Annotated in this window: 17 protein-coding genes and 1 tRNA gene; 9 read left to right on the top strand and 9 right to left on the bottom strand. The window is 58.4% G+C overall.

Features of this window, described 5'->3' with window-relative positions:
• Positions 1–23: 23 nt before the first annotated feature.
• Entirely contained in the window at positions 24–674 is a 651-nt protein-coding gene (gene rcsB, locus K5R89_RS09765; protein ID WP_002913007.1) for a response regulator transcription factor RcsB, read from the bottom strand.
• Between the two features lie 15 nt (positions 675–689).
• Complete coding sequence (gene rcsD / locus K5R89_RS09760; protein WP_132134379.1) at positions 690–3347, bottom strand: phosphotransferase RcsD; 2658 nt, start codon at positions 3345–3347, stop codon at positions 690–692.
• A 772-nt stretch (positions 3348–4119) separates the two neighbouring features.
• On the opposite strand from rcsD, the gene K5R89_RS09755 reads away from it, so the two are divergent.
• From K5R89_RS09755 to mgtE, 6 genes are all read left to right on the top strand, one after another.
• Complete coding sequence (locus tag K5R89_RS09755; protein WP_032453553.1) at positions 4120–5223, top strand: OmpK36 porin; 1104 nt, start codon at positions 4120–4122, stop codon at positions 5221–5223.
• A gap of 103 nt (positions 5224–5326) precedes the next feature.
• Complete coding sequence (apbE, locus tag K5R89_RS09750) at positions 5327–6379, top strand: FAD:protein FMN transferase ApbE (protein ID WP_023290481.1); 1053 nt, start codon at positions 5327–5329, stop codon at positions 6377–6379.
• A 73-nt stretch (positions 6380–6452) separates the two neighbouring features.
• A complete protein-coding gene (gene ada, locus K5R89_RS09745) occupies positions 6453–7517 on the top strand; it encodes a bifunctional DNA-binding transcriptional regulator/O6-methylguanine-DNA methyltransferase Ada (protein ID WP_023290480.1) in 1065 nt (354 codons plus the stop codon).
• Positions 7517–8170 carry a DNA oxidative demethylase AlkB gene (gene alkB / locus K5R89_RS09740; protein ID WP_087827415.1) on the top strand — a complete coding sequence of 218 codons (654 nt, stop codon included), beginning with the start codon at positions 7517–7519 and terminating at the stop codon, positions 8168–8170. Before ada ends, alkB begins: the two co-directional genes overlap by 1 nt.
• A gap of 74 nt (positions 8171–8244) precedes the next feature.
• A complete protein-coding gene (locus K5R89_RS09735) occupies positions 8245–9888 on the top strand; it encodes a multidrug ABC transporter permease/ATP-binding protein (protein ID WP_072420976.1) in 1644 nt (547 codons plus the stop codon).
• Between the two features lie 149 nt (positions 9889–10037).
• Positions 10038–11474: a magnesium transporter gene (gene mgtE / locus K5R89_RS09730; RefSeq protein ID WP_023290477.1), complete on the top strand. Its 1437-nt coding sequence runs from the start codon at positions 10038–10040 to the stop codon at positions 11472–11474.
• On the opposite strand, the gene K5R89_RS09725 is transcribed toward mgtE, so the two are convergent.
• A complete protein-coding gene (locus K5R89_RS09725; RefSeq protein WP_023290476.1) occupies positions 11437–12675 on the bottom strand; it encodes a SulP family inorganic anion transporter in 1239 nt (412 codons plus the stop codon). The genes mgtE and K5R89_RS09725 overlap by 38 nt on opposite strands.
• Before the next feature lie 281 nt (positions 12676–12956).
• Between K5R89_RS09725 and mqo the strand changes: the two genes are divergently transcribed.
• Entirely contained in the window at positions 12957–14591 is a 1635-nt protein-coding gene (mqo, locus tag K5R89_RS09720; protein WP_023290475.1) for a malate dehydrogenase (quinone), read from the top strand.
• Between the two features lie 55 nt (positions 14592–14646).
• Here mqo and eco read toward each other — a convergent pair whose 3' ends face one another.
• The 5 genes from eco to K5R89_RS09695 all read right to left on the bottom strand — a co-directional run bounded on the left by eco (position 14647) and on the right by K5R89_RS09695 (position 18769).
• Complete coding sequence (gene eco / locus K5R89_RS09715; protein WP_023290474.1) at positions 14647–15138, bottom strand: serine protease inhibitor ecotin; 492 nt, start codon at positions 15136–15138, stop codon at positions 14647–14649.
• A 174-nt stretch (positions 15139–15312) separates the two neighbouring features.
• Positions 15313–16422 carry an AI-2E family transporter gene (locus tag K5R89_RS09710; RefSeq protein WP_048336221.1) on the bottom strand — a complete coding sequence of 370 codons (1110 nt, stop codon included), beginning with the start codon at positions 16420–16422 and terminating at the stop codon, positions 15313–15315.
• A 187-nt stretch (positions 16423–16609) separates the two neighbouring features.
• A tRNA-Pro gene (locus K5R89_RS09705) sits at positions 16610–16686 on the bottom strand.
• A 76-nt stretch (positions 16687–16762) separates the two neighbouring features.
• Complete coding sequence (yejM, locus tag K5R89_RS09700) at positions 16763–18523, bottom strand: LPS biosynthesis-modulating metalloenzyme YejM (RefSeq protein ID WP_049013176.1); 1761 nt, start codon at positions 18521–18523, stop codon at positions 16763–16765.
• Between the two features lie 18 nt (positions 18524–18541).
• A complete protein-coding gene (locus K5R89_RS09695) occupies positions 18542–18769 on the bottom strand; it encodes a YejL family protein (protein WP_004195346.1) in 228 nt (75 codons plus the stop codon).
• 186 nt (positions 18770–18955) lie between these two features.
• On the opposite strand from K5R89_RS09695, the gene yejK reads away from it, so the two are divergent.
• Positions 18956–19963, top strand: coding sequence for a nucleoid-associated protein YejK (yejK, locus tag K5R89_RS09690; RefSeq protein WP_004144267.1), 1008 nt, complete (start codon positions 18956–18958; stop codon positions 19961–19963).
• A 13-nt stretch (positions 19964–19976) separates the two neighbouring features.
• Here the strand turns inward: yejK and K5R89_RS09685 are convergent, their stop codons facing one another.
• A complete protein-coding gene (locus tag K5R89_RS09685) occupies positions 19977–20744 on the bottom strand; it encodes a DeoR/GlpR family DNA-binding transcription regulator (protein ID WP_049013174.1) in 768 nt (255 codons plus the stop codon).
• 81 nt (positions 20745–20825) lie between these two features.
• Between K5R89_RS09685 and K5R89_RS09680 the strand changes: the two genes are divergently transcribed.
• On the top strand, positions 20826–21422 hold the full coding sequence (locus tag K5R89_RS09680; protein WP_032453543.1) for an NUDIX domain-containing protein: 597 nt from the start codon (positions 20826–20828) through the stop codon (positions 21420–21422).
• Positions 21423–21434 lie beyond the last annotated feature (12 nt).

Raw genomic sequence — 21434 nt, 5'->3', positions numbered from 1 at the left:
GGCGAGACGGAGAGAGCGTAGGGTTACTCTTTGTCCGTCGCGCTCAGCGAGACGGAGGAGAGGTAGTTCAGCAGGGCGATGTCGTTTTCGACGCCCAGCTTCATCATCGCCGACTTTTTCTGGCTACTGATGGTTTTGATGCTGCGGTTAAGCTTTTTGGCGATCTCGGTCACCAGGAAGCCTTCGGCGAACAGACGCAGCACTTCGCTCTCTTTCGGCGACAGGCGTTTATCGCCATAGCCGCTGGCGCTGATTTTTTCCAGCAGACGAGAGACGCTTTCCGGGGTGAATTTCTTCCCTTTCTGCAGCGCGGCCAGCGCTTTTGGCAGATCGGTCGGCGCCCCCTGCTTGAGGACGATCCCTTCGATATCCAGATCCAGCACCGCGCTGAGGATCGCCGGGTTGTTGTTCATGGTCAGAACAATGATCGACAGATCCGGGAAGTGGCGCTTGATGTATTTAATCAGCGTGATCCCGTCGCCGTATTTATCACCGGGCATGGACAGATCGGTGATCAGCACATGGGCGTCCAGCTTCGGAAGATTGTTAATAAGGGCCGTGGAGTCTTCAAACTCGCCAACGACGTTCACCCACTCAATTTGCTCAAGTGACTTACGAATACCGAACAGTACGATCGGATGGTCATCGGCAATAATTACGTTCATAGTGTTCATGTATAAGGCTACCTTCTACAGCAAGCTCTTGACGTAAGCGTCAATGTCGCTGATATATTTTTCTATGCCTTGCGCATCCTTTTCGCGAATCAGATGCTCAAGCGTTTCACATAACTGCTTGCCGGGTATCAGATTAAGCATAGCAAATGCCCCTTTGAGGCGGTGGGCGGTTTGTGCCAGAGCAGCAAAATCGCCCGCTTCGATTTCAGTATACAATCTCTGAACATCATCCGGTACCGTATCGGCAAACAGTGCGTAATAGCCGCTGGCATGGAGTTCGGCGTTACTCTCGTTTCCTGAGGTGGCGGGCTGAACCGCCTCCTCCGCCAGCTGCTGCTCAATAAGCTGCAGGATAGCCTCCTGCATCGCCGTGCTAATATTAAAGTTGACCCGCAGTTGGCCCGGGCCGATTTTGCGTATCCCAACCTCATCATCGCTTAAAAGCAAGCCCGAAGCAGTAAGATTAGACGGATTATCCGTTAAATACAGATCGAACGCTTGACTTGTCGCCCGATCGTCCGGCGTGATGCAGGACGCCCCCCAGCTCTCCAGCTGGCGGGTGACAATCCGCCGCACTTCGCTGGAGGTCACATCCAGCAGGACGATAACGTCATCCAGCAGATGTTCTCCCGCCTCTGGCGCCTCTTCGCTGGCCGGCATTTTCAGATGCAGGCTATAGCGAGTCCCCAGCGACTCTCGCGCTTTGATGGTCAACTGCCCGCCCAGCTTGCGCGTCATGCGGTCACATAACCAGAAGGTGAGGGCGTTCGCTTTGCCGTACAGATCGCTCTGGGTCTCATTGAGATACGGGAAGTGCATATTGTCGATCTCGTTAGCCGAGACCCCGTTGCCGGTATCGAGAATGCGGAAGGTCAGGCGATCGCTGGCCGACTCTTCCTGGCAGACGTCGAGGGTGATCTTGCCGATCGGCGTGGTGGTGACGGAATACTTGATCAGCAGCACCAGCGTGCGCCGCAGCGCTTCACGGTCGCCATAGCGTTGCTCGCCGGCAGGCAGCGCGTTATTGATAAGCAACTGCAGCCCCTTGCGCTTCATCGCCGGCAGCACCTCCGGTACGACGTCGTCGATCAGCTCCTGCACCGAGAACAGCGACTGGCTGGTTTTCCAGGCATCGCTTTCCAGCAGGTTAGCCAGCTGAATGTCATCGATCAGTGTGACCAGCTCATCGGCATGCTGCGCCAGCGTCCGGTTCTCCGCGCCGTCGAGCGCCGCTGCCTCGGCCGCCAGGTTCAGGGCGGGCTGCTTCAGGGCGCTGCCGATATGCTGCATAAAGGCCGCCCGGCCCTGCTGGTTTTTCTCATACAAGCGCTGGGCCTGTTTGAGCTTTTTATTAACCAGCACTTCGCGGTCCTGGTCTCGGATAATCAGGATCTGCGTGCGCGGCGCTACCTGGCTGCGATACTGGCGGATCTCATACTGTTCGTTGTTGACGGTGGCCTGGATCACCCCCTGATGCTGGTCCGCCATGTTGGTGATGTTCTGCAGGTTCAGGTGCGGAAGCAGATGGTCGGCAATCGGGTTACTGATCACCGTTCGGTTGGCTTCCTGATCGTGGACGAGCAGCCCCAGCGGCAGCAAAGACACAATTTCTTCATTAATGGCGCGCAGTAAACGCAGTTCGCTATTTGCGGCGGAGGGGAGCCCGGCGCCCGAGGCGCTGCTGCGTCCTTTATAATGCCGAAAGGTGGTGAAACCGAACAGGGCCAGCGCCAGCAGGCCAATGTTAAGCAGGAGCGGCAGAAGAATGTTCTGCAGGGACTCCAGCAGCATGGTGCTCATCGGGACCGTCCACAGCACCTGCATACCGGTGGTGCTGATGTCGGTGGCGATGTCAATCTGCATGCCGTTGAAGGTGATCCCGATATGATCGCTAGCCTCTTTCTCGGGGCTGGCGGCAACATTTTGCGAGGGATCAGGCTCGATACGGAAGCTGTCCAGCGCCATGCCCGGCGGGATCAGATCGTTAATCGGCAGGTCGAAGGCGACCACTGTCGCCAGGTGTCCAGGCTGATTGAAGGTAGTACGTAACGTAAAGTAGTGCGCGTTCTGCCAGGCAAGATGGCGCAGCGGCGAGAAGGTCTCGCGCTCATCAAGGGTATTGGCCTGCAGCAGCATTTCCGCGCGCCGGGATTCCACCACGCTGCTGATGGTTGACTCTTTAAAGCTTGAGGAGAGGTCCTTCAACGGCAGGGTGGAGATGAGAATCAGGCTATTATCCAGACCATTGAGATAGTACATCGACCACGGAATGGTCTCCGCGCCCCACAAAATATCCAGATAATCGGACATTTTTTGCGTCATCTCGAGGGTCGAGCTGTCGTGGGAGCCAAAGATCAGGGCTTCGGTTTTACGTCGGGGCTTCTCCAGATAGTACACGTCCTGCTTTAAACGCGTCTCCTGCAGGCCGCCGCTGGCGGTGTTGGAAGAGGTGGCGGCGATATTGTCGTAGATTTGCCAGGTGGCATAGCGCCAGGTATCAATACGCTGGTGCAGGGCATGGGAGACATCAACCACCTGATAGCTCTTCTCTTTCAGCCAGGCATTGACGGCGCTTTGAATCATCACCCCCATCGTCGCCAGCAGGACAATAACCATCAAAATGAAGAAGCGGCTGATGTTGCCGGGGATCAGAGAGAATTTTTTCGGGGTCATCTTGTGGCTGAACGACTCATCATTGTTTGTAAACAGGATGTAGCGCCAGAGTAACTGGCAACAAAGCAGATGCTGCAGGCAGTATAAAGGCTAATGGCGTAAATCCATACTACAGATTGGCGCCAGCGGCGCGATACCGCCCAGGAATTATCTTAGAAACGAAGCGTAAATGAAACCGCGTCCGCAAGGCTGACAGCTGACGATATTGGCAGAAACAAAAGCGAAGAATCGCACGAAATAACAAGACATTGGCAGAATAAGCACGAAAGGCGGCCTAATTGATTGATTAATAGTCGTTAGGGAATCATTGGCTGTAGCACAGATAAATTAAAGTTGTGTAAAGAAGGGTAAAAAAAACCGGATGCGAGGCATCCGGTTGAAATAGGGGTAAACAGACATTCAGAACTGAATGACGGTAATAAATAAAGTTAATGATGATAGCGACTCTTATTTTAGTCACCAATGATCATTTTGTTTTACCATTCAGTGCTATAGGCTTGGTTTTGTATATCATATTGATTTTCAATGGCTAAATAATTTTTTTGATTATTAGTGCGTATTTCCCTGGCCATTTTGGGGTGAAAAAAAGTTCCGCTGCATTTACAAATTGAAACATCTTGTGGGAACTTTGAAACATCTTAGAAGTTTTAGTATCATATTCTTGTTGGATTATTCTGCATTTTGCAGCACAATGAAATAGCCGACTGATTAGAAGGGTAATCAGTAAGCAGTGGCATAATAAAAGGCATATAACAAACAGAGGGTTAATAACATGAAAGTTAAAGTACTGTCCCTCCTGGTACCGGCTCTGCTGGTAGCAGGCGCAGCAAATGCGGCTGAAATTTATAACAAAGACGGCAACAAATTAGATCTGTACGGTAAAATTGACGGTCTGCACTACTTCTCTGACGACAAGAGCGTCGACGGCGACCAGACCTACATGCGTGTAGGCGTGAAAGGCGAAACTCAGATCAACGACCAGCTGACCGGTTACGGCCAGTGGGAATACAACGTTCAGGCGAACAACACTGAAAGCTCCAGCGATCAGGCCTGGACTCGTCTGGCATTCGCCGGTCTGAAATTTGGCGATGCGGGCTCTTTCGACTACGGTCGTAACTACGGCGTAGTATACGACGTAACGTCCTGGACCGACGTTCTGCCGGAATTCGGCGGCGACACCTACGGTTCTGACAACTTCCTGCAGTCTCGTGCTAACGGCGTTGCAACCTACCGTAACTCTGACTTCTTCGGTCTGGTTGACGGCCTGAACTTTGCTCTGCAGTACCAGGGTAAAAACGGCAGCCCGAGCGGTGAAGGCGCTCTGTCTCCGACCAACAACGGTCGTACCGCTCTGAAACAGAACGGCGACGGTTACGGTACCTCTCTGACTTATGACATCTTTGATGGCATCAGCGCTGGTTTCGCATACTCTAACTCCAAACGTCTTGGCGACCAGAACAGCAAGCTGGCACTGGGTCGTGGCGACAACGCTGAAACCTACACCGGCGGCCTGAAATACGACGCGAACAACATCTACCTGGCCACTCAGTACACCCAGACCTACAACGCGACCCGCGCTGGTTCTCTGGGCTTTGCTAACAAAGCGCAGAACTTCGAAGTGGTTGCTCAGTACCAGTTCGACTTCGGTCTGCGTCCGTCCGTTGCTTACCTGCAGTCTAAAGGTAAGGATCTGGAAGGCTACGGCGACCAGGACATCCTGAAATATGTTGACGTTGGCGCGACCTACTACTTCAACAAAAACATGTCCACCTATGTTGACTACAAAATCAACCTGCTGGACGACAACAGCTTCACCCGCAACGCCGGTATCTCTACCGACGACGTGGTTGCACTGGGCCTGGTTTACCAGTTCTAAGTTGCAAGCTGTATAACAAAAAGGCGCCTCTGGCGCCTTTTTTTATGTCTGGTTTAACCTCGCTGGTATACTCTTGTCGCCCTGGTAAGAGGAGCCTCGATTAATGGATATGACTTTCTTTCGCGCCGCGCTGTTGGGCGCCTGCGTACTGTTCTCTGGCTGCGATTCAGCCACCACTCCCGCGACACCCGCTTCAACGGCCACCGTACTGGATGGTAAAACGATGGGCACCTTCTGGCGGGTCAGCGTTATCGGCGTGGATGAGGCAAAGGCCCAGGCGCTGCGCGCCAAGGTTCAGGCCCAGCTGGACGCCGACGATCGCCTGCTGTCGACCTGGAAAAACGACTCGGCGCTGATGCGTTTCAACCACGCGGCGGATACCCGGCCCTGGCCGGTGAGCGAAGCGATGGCGGACATCGTGACCCTGTCGCTGCGGATTGGCGCCAAAACGGACGGCGCGATGGACATCACCGTGGGGCCGCTGGTCAATCTGTGGGGCTTTGGCCCGGATAAACAGCCGGTCGCCACCCCGGATGCGCAGGCGATCGCCGCGGCGAAAGCGCGCACCGGCCTGCAGCATCTGCAGGTTATCAATCAGAGCGGCAGGCAGTTCCTGCAAAAAGATATTCCCGATCTGTTTGTCGACCTCTCCACCGTGGGGGAAGGCTATGCCGCCGACCACCTTGCGCGCTTGATGGAGCAGGAGGGGATCTCCCGCTATCTGGTGTCGGTGGGCGGGGCGCTGGTCAGCCGCGGGATGAATGGCGAAGGCAAGCCCTGGCGGGTGGCGATCCAGAAACCGACCGACCGGGAAAACGCCGTTCAGGCGATTGTCGACATCAATGGCCACGGCATCAGCACCTCCGGCAGCTATCGCAACTACTATGAACTCGACGGGAAACGTATCTCACACGTCATCGACCCGCAGACCGGGCAGCCGATAACCCATAAGCTGGTCTCGGTGACCGTTATTGCGCCAACGGCGCTGGAGGCGGACGGCTGGGATACCGGGCTGATGGTGCTGGGGCCGGAAAAAGCGCAGCAGGTGGTGCGCGAGCAAGGGCTGGCAGTCTACATGATCGTCAAAGAGGGGGAGGGCTTTAAAACCTGGATGTCGCCGCAGTTCCGTACCTTCCTCGTCGGCGAAAAAAATTAAAAAGCAAGATTGCGGGTTTTTTGCGGCGGGCTTTACCACAGACTGAGGATACACTTACAGCAGGAGACCCGTGATGAAACCGATAGTTGCCGATACCGATGACCGCCGCTGGCAGGCGGTCTGCGAGCGTGATACCCGGGCCGATGGTCAGTTCGTCTTTGCGGTACTGACCACCGGCATCTGCTGCCGTCCCTCCTGCCGCTCGCGGCGCGCGCGGCGGGAAAACGTGCGCTTTTTTGCTGACGTCGCTGCTGCCGTGGCGGCGGGATTCCGCCCCTGCAAACGCTGCCAGCCGGATAAAGACTGCCCGCAGCAGCAAAGGATCGATAAAGTGGCGCAGGCCTGTCGCTTGCTGGAGCAGGAGGCGCCCCTGACCCTCGAGGCGCTGGCGCGCGAGCTGGCGGTCAGCCCGTTTCATTTCCACCGTTTATTCAAATCCGTGACCGGTATGACCCCCAAAGCCTGGCAGCAGGCGTGGCGCGCGCGACGCCTGCGCGAGGCGCTGGAGCAGGGGAAACCGGTGACCCGCGCCGCGCTGGCGGCCGGCTTCCCCGACAGCAGCAGCTATTATCGCCAGGCCGATGCCGCCTTAGGGATGACCGCCAGCCAGTTTCGCCGCGGCGGCGCCGCCGCCGTGGTGACCTGGACGACGGGCGACTGCGCGCTGGGCCGCTGCCTGGTGGCGCAAAGCGAACGCGGCGTCTGCGCCGTGCTGCCGGGTGATAACGATGCTGCATTGCTCGACGATCTGCGCCAACGCTTTCCCCGCGCCGAGCTGCGCCAGGGCGACCCTGAGTTTCGTCGTCAGATGGCGGAGATTTTCGCCCACCTCGACGACAGCCGGCGGCCGGTGTCGCTGCCGCTGGATCTGCAGGGCACCGCGTTCCAGCTGCAGGTCTGGCAGGCGCTGCGGCAGATCCCGGCGGGCGAGACCCGCAGCTACCGCCAGGTGGCGGAGCATATTGGCCAGCCGCGGGCGGTAAGAGCCGTGGCCGGCGCCTGCGCGGCGAATTCGCTGGCGGTGATCGTTCCCTGCCATCGGGTGGTGCGTGAGAATGGCGCGCTGTCCGGTTATCGCTGGGGAACCGCGCGAAAAGCGCAGCTGCTGGCGCGCGAGGCGCAACGAGAGGAGGAGTAATGCTCGATCTGTTTAGCGATACCCCACCGTGGCAGGAGCCGCTGGCCCCCGGCGCGGTGGTCCTTCGGCGCTTTGCCCGCGAGCGCGCTCCGGGGCTTCTGCAGGCGATTGCCGACGTCGCCCGTCAGTCGCCGTTTCGCCGGATGGTCACGCCGGGCGGGTACACCATGTCGGTAGCGATGACCAACTGCGGCCGGCTGGGCTGGACCACCGATCGCCACGGCTACCTCTACGCCCCGGTCGACCCGGTAACTCATCATACCTGGCCGCCGATGCCGGCCGTATTCCGTGAACTGGCGCTGGCGGCAGCCGCGGCCGGCGGCTATCCGGACTTTTCCCCCGACGCCTGTCTGATTAACCGCTACCAGCCCGGCGCAAAGCTGTCGTTGCATCAGGATAAAGATGAACAGGATCTGCGGGCGCCGATCGTCTCGGTCTCGTTGGGCGTGCCGGCCATCTTTCAGTTTGGCGGGTTGCAGCGCAGCGACCCGCTGCAGCGGCTGCTGCTGGAGCATGGCGATGTGGTGGTCTGGGGCGGGGAGTCGCGCCTGTTTTATCATGGCGTTCAGCCGCTGAAAGCGGGCCATCATCCCGAGACCGGAGACTGTCGATATAACCTCACCTTTCGGCAGGCGGGCCGTCCCGGCGATTAAAATAAGAATTATTCTTGATGTCACCGGCGAGCCGTTTAAACTGCTGGCTGTTTTGCTTTTCCGGATAGCCTGTTATGGAACTTCTTTCTCTCGTCTGGCGCCAGTATCGCTGGCCGTTTCTGGGCGTTATTGCCCTCAGCCTGCTCAGCGCCGCGCTGGGTATCGGCTTAATCGCCTTTATTAACCTGCGCCTGATCGCCACTGTCGATACCTCGCTGCGGGTGCTGCCGGAATTTCTTGGCCTGCTGGGGCTGTTGATGGCGGTGACCCTGGGCTCGCAGCTGGCGTTGACCACCCTCGGCCATCATTTTGTTTATCGCCTGCGCGGCGAGTTTGTGAAACGCATCCTCGATACCCAGATTGAACAGGTGGAGAAGATCGGCAGCGCGTCGCTGCTTGCCGGGCTGACCAGCGATATCCGCAATATTACCATCGCCTTTGTACGCCTCCCTGAGCTGGTGCAGGGGATCATTCTCACCTTCGGCTCCGCCGCTTATCTGGCCTGGCTGTCAGGAAAAATGATGCTGGTGACGGCCCTGTGGATGGCGCTCACCATTTGGGGCGGTTTTGTGCTGGTGTCGCGGGTCTACAGACATATGGCCAGCCTGCGCGAAACGGAAGATAAGCTCTATCACGACTACCAGACGGTGCTGGAAGGGCGCAAAGAGCTGACCCTCAACCGCGAGCGCGCGGAGTATGTGTTTAATCAGCTCTACCTCCCGGACGCCCGTGAATACCGGCACCACATCGTTCGCGCCGATACCTTCCACCTCAGCGCGGTCAACTGGTCGAATATTATGATGCTTGGCGCCATCGGGCTGGTGTTCTGGATGGCCAACAGCCTCGGCTGGGCCGATACCGCCGTGGCGGCGACCTACTCCCTGACGCTGCTGTTTTTGCGCACGCCGCTGCTCTCCGCCGTCGGCGCGCTGCCCACGCTGCTGAGCGCCCAGGTGGCGTTCAACAAGCTGCGCCAGTTCTCCCTCGCCCCTTACCGGGCCGATTTCCCCCGGCCGCAGCCGCAGGCTGACTGGCAGACGCTGGAGCTGCGCGATGTCACTTTCCATTATCCGGACCATCGCTTTGCGGTAGGGCCGCTTAATCTGACGCTAAAACGCGGCGAACTGGTGTTTCTGATCGGCGGCAACGGCAGCGGCAAGTCAACCCTGGCGATGCTCCTGACCGGCCTGTATCAGCCGGTTTCCGGTCAGATTCTGGTGGACGGCCAGCCGCTGGCGGCGGATAAACCGGAGGCGTACCGCAAACTGTTCTCCGCCGTGTTTACCGACGTCTGGCTGTTCGACCGTCTGCTCGGGCCGCAGGGCGAGGAGGCCGATCCGGCGCTGGTGGCAACGTGGCTGGAGCGTCTGCAAATGGCCCACAAGCTGCAGCTGGAAAACGGTAAGATCGGCGACCTGCGGCTGTCGAAAGGGCAGAAGAAGCGCGTGGCGCTCCTGCTGGCGCTGGCCGAGTCCCGGGATATCATTCTGCTGGATGAATGGGCGGCGGATCAGGATCCGCATTTCCGCCGCGAGTTCTACCAGGTCCTGCTGCCGTTGATGAAGCAGATGGGGAAAACCGTGTTCGCCATCAGCCATGACGATCACTACTTCCAGCACGCCGATCGCCTGCTGGAGATGCGTGCCGGGCAGCTGTCAGAGCTCACCGGCGAAGAGCGAGCGCAGGCCTCCCGCGATGCGGTGGCCCGCACGGCCTGATTCACGCTGCGCGCCCGGGGAAAGCCCGGGCGCCGCTGAAATTTTCAGCGTCTACATTGCTGACGGTTATTATTTCCCCCTCCTCGCGCTATGCTTAAGGCTTCCGGCCCGCAGGCCGGCTCACTATTCTCAAAAGGATTGCCCGACCGATGTCCGTTTTGCATAAAAAAAGCGCCCGCTTGCGTGACGAAGAGCGCGCCCGTCTGATTTGGCTGTTGAGCACCGATAAAGCGGTGACCTCTGCGCTGCTGGGCAAACTGACGCTGGCAGAACGTTACGATGAAGGTACGCTCGCCGATGACCTGGCCGAAGTGGAAATCCTGGTCTCGCATCTGCCGCCGCCGGATCTCGCCGATGCGCTGGAAGCGCTTCCCTATGACGCCCGCACCGCGCTGTGGTGCCAGGTGCCCGACGATAAACGCGGCGAAGTGCTGCTGGAAGCCTCAGAAAACGTCTGGGGCGACCTCATCGATAAGATGAGCGACCACGAGCTGCTGCAGGCGATGCAGCCGCTGGATATCGATGAACAGGTTTACCTGCTGCAGCATCTGCCGCGCAACCTGACCGGACGGTTGCTGGCGACCCTGCCGGCCGAGAAGCGCGCCCGTATTCGCCAGATCATGCGCTACGCCGACAACAGCGTCGGGTCGATCATGGAGTTTGAGGTCATTACGGTGCGGCCGGAGGCCACCCTGGCGGCGGTCCAGCGCTATTTGCGGCGTCTCGGTAAAATGCCGGAGAACACCGACAAACTGTTTGTCACCACCCGCAATAAGCTGCTGCTCGGCGAGCTGGAGCTGCAGACCATTCTGCTCAACGATGCGCAGAAGCGGGTGGGGGAGGTGATGGAGGGCGATCCGGTCACCTTTCAGCCGCACGAAGAGGCTGAGAAGGTGGCGCGCACCTTCGAACGTGATGACTTGCTCAGCGCCGCCGTTATCGATGCCGATGGTAAGCTGATCGGCCGTCTGACTATCGATGAGATCGTCGATGTGGTCTATGAAGAGACCGACAACGATCTGCGGCGGATGGGCGGTCTGAGCGATGAAGAAGATGTCTTCGCCCCGGTCAGCAAGGCGGTAAAAACGCGCTGGGCGTGGCTGGCGGTCAACCTGTGTACGGCGTTTATCGCATCCAGGGTCATCGACGGCTTCGAACACACCATTTCTCAGCTGGTGGCGCTGGCCTCGCTGATGCCGATCGTCGCCGGGATCGGCGGCAATACCGGCAACCAGACGATCACCATGATCGTCCGGGCGATGGCGCTGCAGCAGATCCAGCCCGGCAGCTTTACCTTCCTGATCCTGCGTGAAATGGGCGTTGCGCTGATTAATGGCCTGGTGTGGGGCGGGATCATGGGGGGCATCACCTGGTGGCTGTATGACGATCCGCAGCTTGGCGGAGTGATGACGCTGGCCATGATGCTCAACCTGCTGATGGCGGCGATGATGGGCGTCATCATCCCGATGGTCATGGTGAAGCTGGGCCGCGACCCGGCGGTCGGCTCCAGCGTGATGATCACCGCTATCACCGACACCGGCGGCTTCTTTATTTTTCTGGGGCTGGCGACGCTGTTTCTGATGTAGCCTGCGCTTTTGCCCGCAGGCGGCGGGGGATGATCGCCATCGCGACGATCCCCGCCAGCACGCCAATCGCCAGATTGCTGGTTCCCACCGTCGCGGCGACGGTCACCAGCATCACCAGCGTTTCCGGCCACGGATTGCGCGCCAGCTCGCCCGGGCGAATGCTGTGCCAGCTAAAGGTCTTCACCGCCACGATCACCATCACCCCGGCCAGGACCGCCATCGGGATCTTCGCCATCACCTGGCTGAGCGCTGTCACCAGCAGGAGTAGCACCAGACCGGCGATCGCCGTAGAGAGACGGCTGCGGGCTTTGCCCATTTCCACGTTAACGATGGTCTGGCCGATCATCGCGCAGCCCGCGATACCGCCATAACAGCCGGCGAGGATGTTGGCGATACCCAGCCCGGCGCTCTCCCGCGATTTATTCGACGGCGTATGGGTCAGGTCATCCACCAGCTTAGCCGTCAGCAAAGACTCCATCAGGCCGACAAAGGCGATGCTGAGGGCGCACGGCCAGATAATCTGCAGCGTGGCAAGATTGAGGGGAACGGTCAGGGCGGTGAATCCCGGCAGGCCGCCGCTCATCGAGCCTTCATCGCCGACGGTCGGCAGCAGCTGGCCGGTGGTGACGGTATAGAGAGTGAGCGCGACGATGGCGATCAGCGGCGCCGGGATAGCCTTAATAAAGCGCGGCGCCCACAGGACGATAAGCAGCGTGAGGACAAACAGGCCGACGATGAGCGGCTGACGGCTCCAGAAGTGCGGCACCTGGGCAAAGAAAATCAGGATCCCGAGGGCGTTGACGAACCCGGTCATCACCGCCGGGGGGATAAAGCGCATCAGGCGCGCCATGCCGCACAGACCAAACAAAATTTGAATAATACCCGCCAGAATGACGGCTGGCAGAATGTAACCCACGCCGTGCTGATGCACCATCGGGCCAATGACCAGCGCTACTGAGCCCGCGGCCGCGGTGACCATCGCCGGGCGTCCGCCGAGTAGCGACATCGCCAGACAGAGCACCACGGAAGCAATCAGGCTCACCTGCGGGTCAACGCCGGCGATGACAGAAAACGAAATCACTTCCGGGATTAACGCCAGGGCGGTGAGCACGCCGGCCAGGGCTTCGCGCGTCAGCAGCGACGGAGAACGGAGGATGGTGCGCAGGTTGCCGGAAGCGGCGGAGTCAGAAACTGGAGGCATAAAAAAAGTTCGCAGCTTATAAAAAAAGGAGGAGCGGTGTCAGACCCTGCTTCCGTGCGGTCTGTCACAAAACCAGGGATGATAGCGCGGAATCTACCAGCGCACCAGTACAAAAAGTGATTTGCTGTATACATTTATTAAACATTTTTATAACGGATCTCAAAACAGAACTTAAAATTTAAACAATATTTAAATTTTTGAGCTTCGGTGGTAACGTGAGGGGTGAGAATCGTATCACCTGCGCTAAATAAAAACAGCGAGTAAAGTAAGGCTCAAATCCGATGAATAAAAAGATGGCCGTACCACGCTCACAGGCGGTTGGTCCCAACAGCACTCGGACCAACACCCGCCATGAGCAAGAGACGGATGTATTGTTGATTGGCGGCGGCATTATGAGCGCCACACTGGGAACCTGGCTGCAGGAGCTTGAGCCAGACTGGTCTATTACCATGGTTGAGCAGATGTCCAGCGTGGCGGAAGAGAGCTCAAACGGGTGGAACAATGCGGGGACCGGCCACGCGGCGCTGATGGAGCTGAACTACACGCCGCAGACCGCCAACGGCATCAATATCGACAAAGCGGTCGACATCAACGAAGCCTTCCACATCTCACGTCAGTTCTGGGCGCATCAGGTGACGCGCGGCGTCCTGAACAAACCAAAATCATTCATTAACAGCGTGCCGCACATGAGCTTTGTGTGGGGCGAAGATAACGTCAACTTCCTGCGCGCGCGCTATGCAGCGCTGCAGCAGAGCGAACTGTTCCGCGGCATTCGTTACTCTGAAGACCATCAGCAGATCAAAGCCTGGGCGCCGCTGGTGATGGAAGGCCGCGACCCGCTGCAAAAAGTGGCCGCTACCCGTACGGAAGTGGGAACCGACGTCAACTATGGCGAAATCACCCGCCAGCTGATCGCCAGCCTGCAAAAGCATGATAATTTCTCCCTCCAGTTGGGCACCGTGGTACGTCGCTTCAAGCGCAACGCCGACAAGAGCTGGACGGTCACCCTCGCGGATGCCGACAACCGTCGTCAGAAGCGGGTTATCAAAGCCAAATTTATCTTTATCGGCGCCGGCGGCGCGGCGCTGACCCTGCTGCAGGAAACCGGCATTCCACAGGCCAAAGAGTATGCGGGCTTCCCGGTCGGCGGCCAGTTCCTGGTCTGCGAAAATCCGGAGGTGGTAAACCACCATCTGGCGAAGGTTTACGGCCAGGCCGAAGTGGGCGCGCCGCCGATGTCGGTGCCGCACATCGATACCCGTATTATCGACGGTAAACGCGTGGTGCTGTTCGGGCCGTTCGCGACCTTCTCGACCCGCTTCCTGAAGAACGGTTCGCTGTGGGATCTGCTGGCCTCGACCAATACCTCGAATATCCTGCCGATGCTCAACGTCGGCCTGGACAACTTCGATCTGGTGAAATATCTGATTAGCCAGGTGATGCAGAAAGATAAAGATCGTCTGGCCGCGCTGTGCGAATACTATCCGGAAGCGCGGAAAGAGGACTGGCGGTTGTGGCAGGCCGGTCAGCGCGTGCAGATCATCAAGCGCGATGCGAAGAAGGGCGGGGTACTCCGCCTGGGCACCGAAGTGGTCAGCGATGACGAAGGCACCGTCGCGGCGCTGCTCGGCGCATCGCCAGGCGCTTCCACCGCGGCGCCTATCATGCTGCAGCTGATGGAAAAAGTGTTTAAGGACAAAGTTAATTCGCCGGAATGGCAGGCCAGGCTGAAGGCGATCATCCCGACCTACGGTATTCGCCTTGATGGCAACCCGGCGGAGATTGAGAAAGCGCTGGCGTGGACCAGTGAAGTGCTCGAGCTGAAATATGAGCCAGCCGCCGCGATGGATAAAGCCCCGCAGGCGGAGCTGAAGCCGCTGAGCGGCGGCAAGCCGATAGCGGATATCGCGCTCTGACAAAAACGGCAGCCTGCGGGCTGCCGTTTTTTTATTGCCGTTTTAATGGCGCGCCTTAGCGGACCTCGGCGTTACCGATAGTCTCCTCCGCGCGCCAGATGCGATATTTCACATCGACATTGGTCGGCGTGTAGACGACGATCGGCAGCTTGCTGTTGTAGCGCAGCATGGCGTCATCGCCGAGGCCGGCAGTCACAAATTTCTTCGTTTTCTTGCCGTCCGGGCAGGCCATCATGGTGGATACCGGGCCGCTCAGCTTATCAAAAACATAGTAGTCATAACCCCAGCCTTCCAGGGTTTTGCTTTCCAGCTCCCCGCCAAGACGATGGTGGTTGCAGTCAACTTCCAGCGTCTGGCCGATCATCAGCTCAACCTTCAGCGCCGATTCATCCTGCTGCTGCGGCAGCTGAATAACCTGACGCTTCATGCCTTTTTCCGCTTTCGGGAACGGCGCGACTTTTTCCAGCGGCTGGTCTGCGGCCAGGGCGCCGGCGGACATGCAGGCGGCGGTCAGCAGAGAAACGGCTAGCGTAGTGATTTTTTTCACGGTTGATCATCCTTTATTTTCGTTCCTGACAAAGATAGCCTATCATCACTTTGCTAAATGTTAAGATTTATTTACCAATTTTTGCAAAATGAATAGTGTTATCTACTGGTAAGACGTCGGCCGCGCAGAGCGCAACAGGGGCGCTGGCAGGCCGCCAGAGGCCTGCCGGTGAAATTATTCATTACGGCTATTTTTCGCTTCCTCAATAAATTCTTCATCGATTTCATCAGTGTTGCCAGCGTGTTCCCGCCCCGACAGCAAATTCCAGCAGGCGATAAACAAGGCGGCGATCAGCGGGCCGATAACAAAGCCGTTAATACCGTAGATCTCCATGCCGCCGAGGGTGGCGATGAGGATCAGATAGTCCGGCATCCTGGTATCCTTGCCCACCAGCAGCGGACGCAGAATGTTGTCCACCAGGCCAATCACAATGACAAAGAAGCCGACGATAAAGGCGCCCTGCCACAGCTGGCCGGTGGCAAACAGGTAAATCGCCGCCGGCACCCAGATAATGGCCGAGCCTACCGCCGGGATAAGCGACAGGAACGCCATCAGCGCGCCCCAGAGAATGCTGCCGTCCAGACCGGCGATCCAGAAGGCAAAGCCGCCCAGCGCCCCCTGCGCCAGCGCCACGGCGACGGTGCCTTTTACCGTGGCGCGAGCCACCGCGGCGAACTTAGCGAACAGGTGCTGCTTCACGTAGCTGGATAACGGCAGAGATTCGAGGATCAACAGCACCAGGTGAGGGCCATCCTTCAGCAGGAAGAACAGCAGGTAGAGCATAATGCCGAAGCTGACGGTGAAGCCAAAGGTGCCTTTACCAATCAGAAACGCGCTGCCGGCCAGATACTGGCCGCCTTTCAGGGCGACATCGGAGAGCTGCTGCTGGATCTGCTGCGCGCTATCCAGGTTATGTTCGGCGAGGAAGCTTCTGGCCCAGCCGGGGAGGTGGGCGATCAGGCTGGCGACCACCGTCGGGAACTGGGTATCGTTATGCTGCAGTTTGCTGTACACCACGTTCAGCTCGTAGGCCAGTGACGACAGGATAATCGCCAGCGGCGTGAACACGATAAGGCAGATAATGACGATGGTCATCAGCGCCGCAAGGCCGTTACGTTCGCCGAGGCGGGTGCGCATCTTGTTTTTGACCGGATTGAAAATTACCGCGAGGATGGCGGCCCAGAGGATGGCGGAATAATAGGGTGAGAGAACATCAAAAAAGGCCAGGGTTACAATGAAGACGATAAGGATGAAAAATCCTTTGGTAAGTCCATTAACTCTCATGTCATCCGCTCCTGCTTATGAGTCATACGGTCGAATAATAGATGCTACGACGTAATTTACCATCAGGATAGTCGTACTCTATACGCTGTGGTGCGGAAAGGGCACAAATTCAACGAGCTGAGGGGAACAGGCGTAAAAGAGGGGCATAAAAAAACCAGCCTTAAAAGGCTGGTTTCTCAGGGGTTTTTGGTCGGCACGAGAGGATTTGAACCTCCGACCCCCGACACCCCATGACGGTGCGCTACCAGGCTGCGCTACGTGCCGACGCGTGGGGAACAATATTACCCGTTCCCCAGGCGAATGCAAGCGGGTCGCGCGCGATTGATTCATAATTAATCAATCAGTTAGCGATAAAGCGTTTTTCATCGGTCAGGACCTGCAGCAACAGGCTGAGCTGCGGTTTCTGATCTTTGATTTTCTCGCCGTCGCGGCTCCAGGTGGTATAGGTGCCGTTATGGTTGAGGACCACGGTGATAGCCGGGGTGGTAATGGCCAGCGTATCGCCGTTGGCCGCGGTGACCCAGTTCCGACGCCGCGCGGCGCTGAACAGATCTTCCCCCTGCGAATACTCATTGGCCGGCGTCGACACGTGAAGCAGGCGCTGCATCAGCGTGGTCATCACATCTTTGTTATCGGTCAGGGTGGCAATTTCCTGGGCCGGCGTGCCCGGCCAGTGAATAACCAGCGGCACCTGCAGCTGCTCGCGCGACCAGTCAAACGGGTCGTGTTTGACGTTAAGCGGCTTGCCGTGGCCGCCGGTGATAATGACCACCGTATTATCGAGCTTGCCGGCTTCGCGCAGCGCGGTCAGCACCCGATCGATCTGGGCATCAACGTCGCCTGCCGCCTTGCTATAACGGCGGACAAAGCCCTGCTGCTGCGTATCGTCGAGGGTGGTGCCATTGAGCGAGACCCACGAGAACCAGCGATTCTCATCCTGCGCGTAACGGTCCAGCCAGCCGATCCACTGATTGGCGGTCTGCTCGTCGCTCTGGGTCTTCGCGCTCGGCAGCGAGAAGTCGGAGAGCAGCGCCTGGCGATACAGCGGGCTGCTAAACCCATCGGAAGAGAACAGGCCCAGCTGGTAGCCCTGCTGGTTGAGAGCGGTGATCAGCGCCGCGGGAATACGCGCCGAGAGGACACCGTCCATATAGCCTGGCGAAATGCCGTAGAACAGGCCAAACAGGCCGCTGTCGGCAGTATTGCCCGAGCTCATATGCTGGGTAAAATTCACGTTTTCTTTGGCAAACGCCGCCAGCGCCGGCATCGTTTTTTCAAACCGCGAGTAGTTCAGGTTGTCGACGGTGATCAGTAGCACGTTATAGCCCGCGCCAAGGTCGCGGTAGCGCAGGTTACTGAGCGGATACTGGACCGATACCGCCTCCGGCGCCCCTTGCTCCACCAGGCGACGCTGATAATCCTGGGCGTCGAGCAGGCCATGTTTCTCAAGGAAACGTCGGGCGGTCATCGGATAAGAAAGCGGTAGATTCGCTCGCTGCATGGTGATCGGGCGATAAAAATTGGCATCCGCCCAGATATAGACCAGGTGGCTGCTGATGAACGACAAAAAGAAGAACCAGGCGACCGGGCGGGCATAATGGCGGCGACGCGTCAGGCTGCGCAGCTTTTGCCAGCTCCAGGTGGCGAAGAGCATTTCAATCAAAAAGATGACCGGGACGCTGATAAACATCAGCTGCCAGTCGCGCGCCATCTCATTCTGGTCAGGGTTGATGACCAGCTCCCAGACCACCGGGTTTAAATGAAGATGAAAGCGGGTAAAGACCTCGCTGTCTATCAGCAGCAGCGTCATCCCGGCGGTGGCAAGGATCACCGACAGGAAGCGCATCAGGCGCTGCGAGACCACGATAAAGGTCAACGGAAAGAGGATCAGCACATAGCTGGTAAACACCAGGAAGCTGAAGTGCCCGACGAGACTGACGTACGAAAAGAGTCGTCCGGCAAGCGTCGTCGGCCAGTCGGCGACAAAAAGGTAGCGGCTGCCGAGCACCATGGCCAACAACATGTTGAACAGGGCGAACCAGTGCCCCCAGCTAACCATCTGGGAGACTTTTTCTCGGTAGGGCTGACGTAGAGTCACCATATACTGTTGCTGTTATCCTTAATGCGCTGGATCGTCGTTAATCGAAGATTGCAAAGCCTGCGCGAAAGAACGGGCGATGGCCTGACGCTGCGCCGGCGCGACGCTACTGTTGATCAGGTTGGTCACCATATTGCCTAACACCATCAGTGAAAGGTCAACCGGGGCTTTGTGTGATTCCAGGACGTTCGTCAGCTCGCTGAGCAACTGTTCGACCTGTTGATCGCTATAGCGGGAAATTTGCGGCATAAACTCAAAATCTGTTTGTTCGTGAAAGGGCAACATATTACCGTAGCAGCAGCTTTTTTTCCGCATTTTTTCGCCGCGGCGCAAAAGCGCACCGATCGTCAGTCATGACGTCGAAATGTGTGGTGCCAGTTGCGTCGGCAACCCGGCGGTGGTTGAATACCGCCCGGTCTAAAAGGAGAGTTTAACATGAGTCTGGATATCGACCAGATTGCCCTGCATCAGTTAATCAAACGTGATGAACAAAATCTGGAGCTGGTGCTGCGCGAGTCACTGCTGGAGCCGAACGCGACGGTCGTCGAGATGATGGCTGAACTGCACCGGGTTTATAGCGCCAAAAGCAAAGCCTATGGCTTGTTCAATGAAGAGAGCGAACTGGCGCAGGCGCTGCGCCTGCAGCGTCAGGGGGAAGAGGAGTTTCTGGCGTTCAGCCGCGCGGCGACCGGCCGCCTGCGCGATGAGCTGGCGAAATACCCGTTCGCCGAAGGGGGCATTGTCCTCTTCTGTCAGTATCGTTACCTGGCGGTCGAGTATCTGCTGGTGGCGGTGCTCAATAACCTCAGCAGCATGCGCGTCAACGAAGAGCTGGATATCCGCTCGACCCATTATCTGGATATTAACCATGCCGATATCGTCGCGCGCATCGATCTGACCGAGTGGGAAACCAATCCGGAGTCGACCCGCTACCTGACCTTCCTGAAAGGGCGGGTGGGGCGCAAAGTGGCCGATTTCTTCATGGATTTCCTCGGCGCCAGCGAAGGTCTCAACGCCAAAGCGCAGAACCGCGGCCTGCTGCAGGCGGTGGATGACTTTGCCGCCGACGCGCAGCTTGATAAATCCGAGCGACAGAATGTGCGTCAGCAGGTCTATGCTTACTGCAATGAACAGCTGCAGGCCGGGGAAGAGATTGAGCTGGAGTCGCTGTCCAAAGAGCTTGCCGGCGTCAGCGAAAAGAGCTTCCAGGAGTTCACCGCCGAGCAGGGCTACGAGCTGGAAGAGAGCTTCCCGGCGGATCGCAGCACCTTACGTCAGCTGACCAAGTTTGCCGGCAGCGGCGGCGGTTTGACCATTAACTTCGACGCGATGCTGCTGGGCGAACGCGTATTCTGGGATCCCGCCACCGATACCCTGACCATTAAGGGCACCCCGCCGAACCTGCGCGACCAGCTGCAGCGCCGGACGTCCGGCGGCAACTAAGCGCCACGCCCCGTCAGCGCGACCGCTGAACGGGGACGATCTCCACGCCGCTCTGCACCAGCCGCTGGCGCAGCGCGGCGTCGGGCTCCCCATCGACGATAAGCGTACTGGCGAGGTTCAGCTCGCCGATGGCAAAGGCCGACGCGGCGTTGAGCTTTTCCCGGGAGGCCATCACCACGGTTTCCGCGGCCCTGGCCGCCAGCGCGCGCTTGATGCCTGCCTCTTCATAATCACCGGTGGTAAAACCCGCTCGCGGGTGGACGCCGGTCACCCCCATAAAGAACACATCGGCGTTGATCCGCGCCATTGCTTCCAGCGTTTCGGGGCCGACGGCGACAACCGAATGCTTAAACACTTTGCCGCCGAGCAGGATCACCTCGATTCGCGGGTGATCGACCAGCGCCACGGCGATGCCGGGGCTGTGAGTGACCACCGTGCAGCTGAGGTCGGCGGGTAATAAGCCGATCATCGCCGCGGTGGTGGTGCCGCCATCGACAATCACCACCTGTCCAGGCTGGATCAGGCCGGCGGCAGCGCGCGCCACCGCCTGTTTGGAGGCGATTTGCACGCTTTTGCGTGTTTCAATAGGGGCGATGGCGGCAGAGACCGGCAGCGCCCCACCGTGGACCCGCTGCAGTTTTCCTTCCGCCGCCAGCTCGCGCAGATCGCGGCGAATGGAGTCCTCAGAGACGTTAAACCGTTGGCTCAGCTCCCCGGACATCACCTGTTTTTCCTCCGCAAGGATCTGCAGGATTTGCTGTTTTCGTTGACTGGCGAGCATGATTTTTCCTTCACGAGTGATCTTGTTTATGCACGATTATGCATGTTATGGTGCCTGCTGTCATCTGAAAGGGGATATAACATGCAAACTCACGCACCGCACGTCCGACACGTTCGCGAGACGCTGCTCTCTGATAACTGGTACACGCTGAAAAAATATACCTTTGAACTGCAGCGCCGGGACGGACGCTGGCAGGAGCAGAGCCGCGAGGCCTACGATCGCGGCAACGGCGCGGTCATTTTACTCTACAACCGGGAAAAGCGGACGGTGGTCCTGACCCGTCAGTTCCGTTTTCCGGTGTTTACTCACGGTCACGACGGATATCTCATTGAAGCGGCGGCCGGGCTGTTGGATAACGCCTCGCCGGAGGCGCGGATCGTTGCCGAAGCGGAAGAGGAGACCGGCTTTCGGGTGACGCGCATCGAGCCCCTCTTCACCGTCTTTATGAGCCCCGGATCTGTCACCGAAAAACTCTACTTTTTTATCGCCGAATATCAGGCCGATGACCGGCAGGGAGACGGCGGCGGGCTGGCGGCGGAAGGTGAGGACATTGAAGTGCTGGAGTGGCCGCTGGCGCGGGCGCTGCAGGCCATTCGCGATGGCGAGATCATGGATGCCAAAACCATTATCCTGCTGCAGCACCTGGCGCTGAATGCCGACACGCTCCTCGCCGGCTGAGCGGCAAGGAGG

The sequence above is a fragment of the Klebsiella sp. TF21-TM genome (assembly GCF_019753495.1).
In the GTDB taxonomy this organism is placed as follows: domain Bacteria; phylum Pseudomonadota; class Gammaproteobacteria; order Enterobacterales; family Enterobacteriaceae; genus Klebsiella; species Klebsiella quasipneumoniae.
Note: the sequence above shows the minus strand (reverse complement) of the source record. Positions and strands in the feature narration are given on the sequence as shown.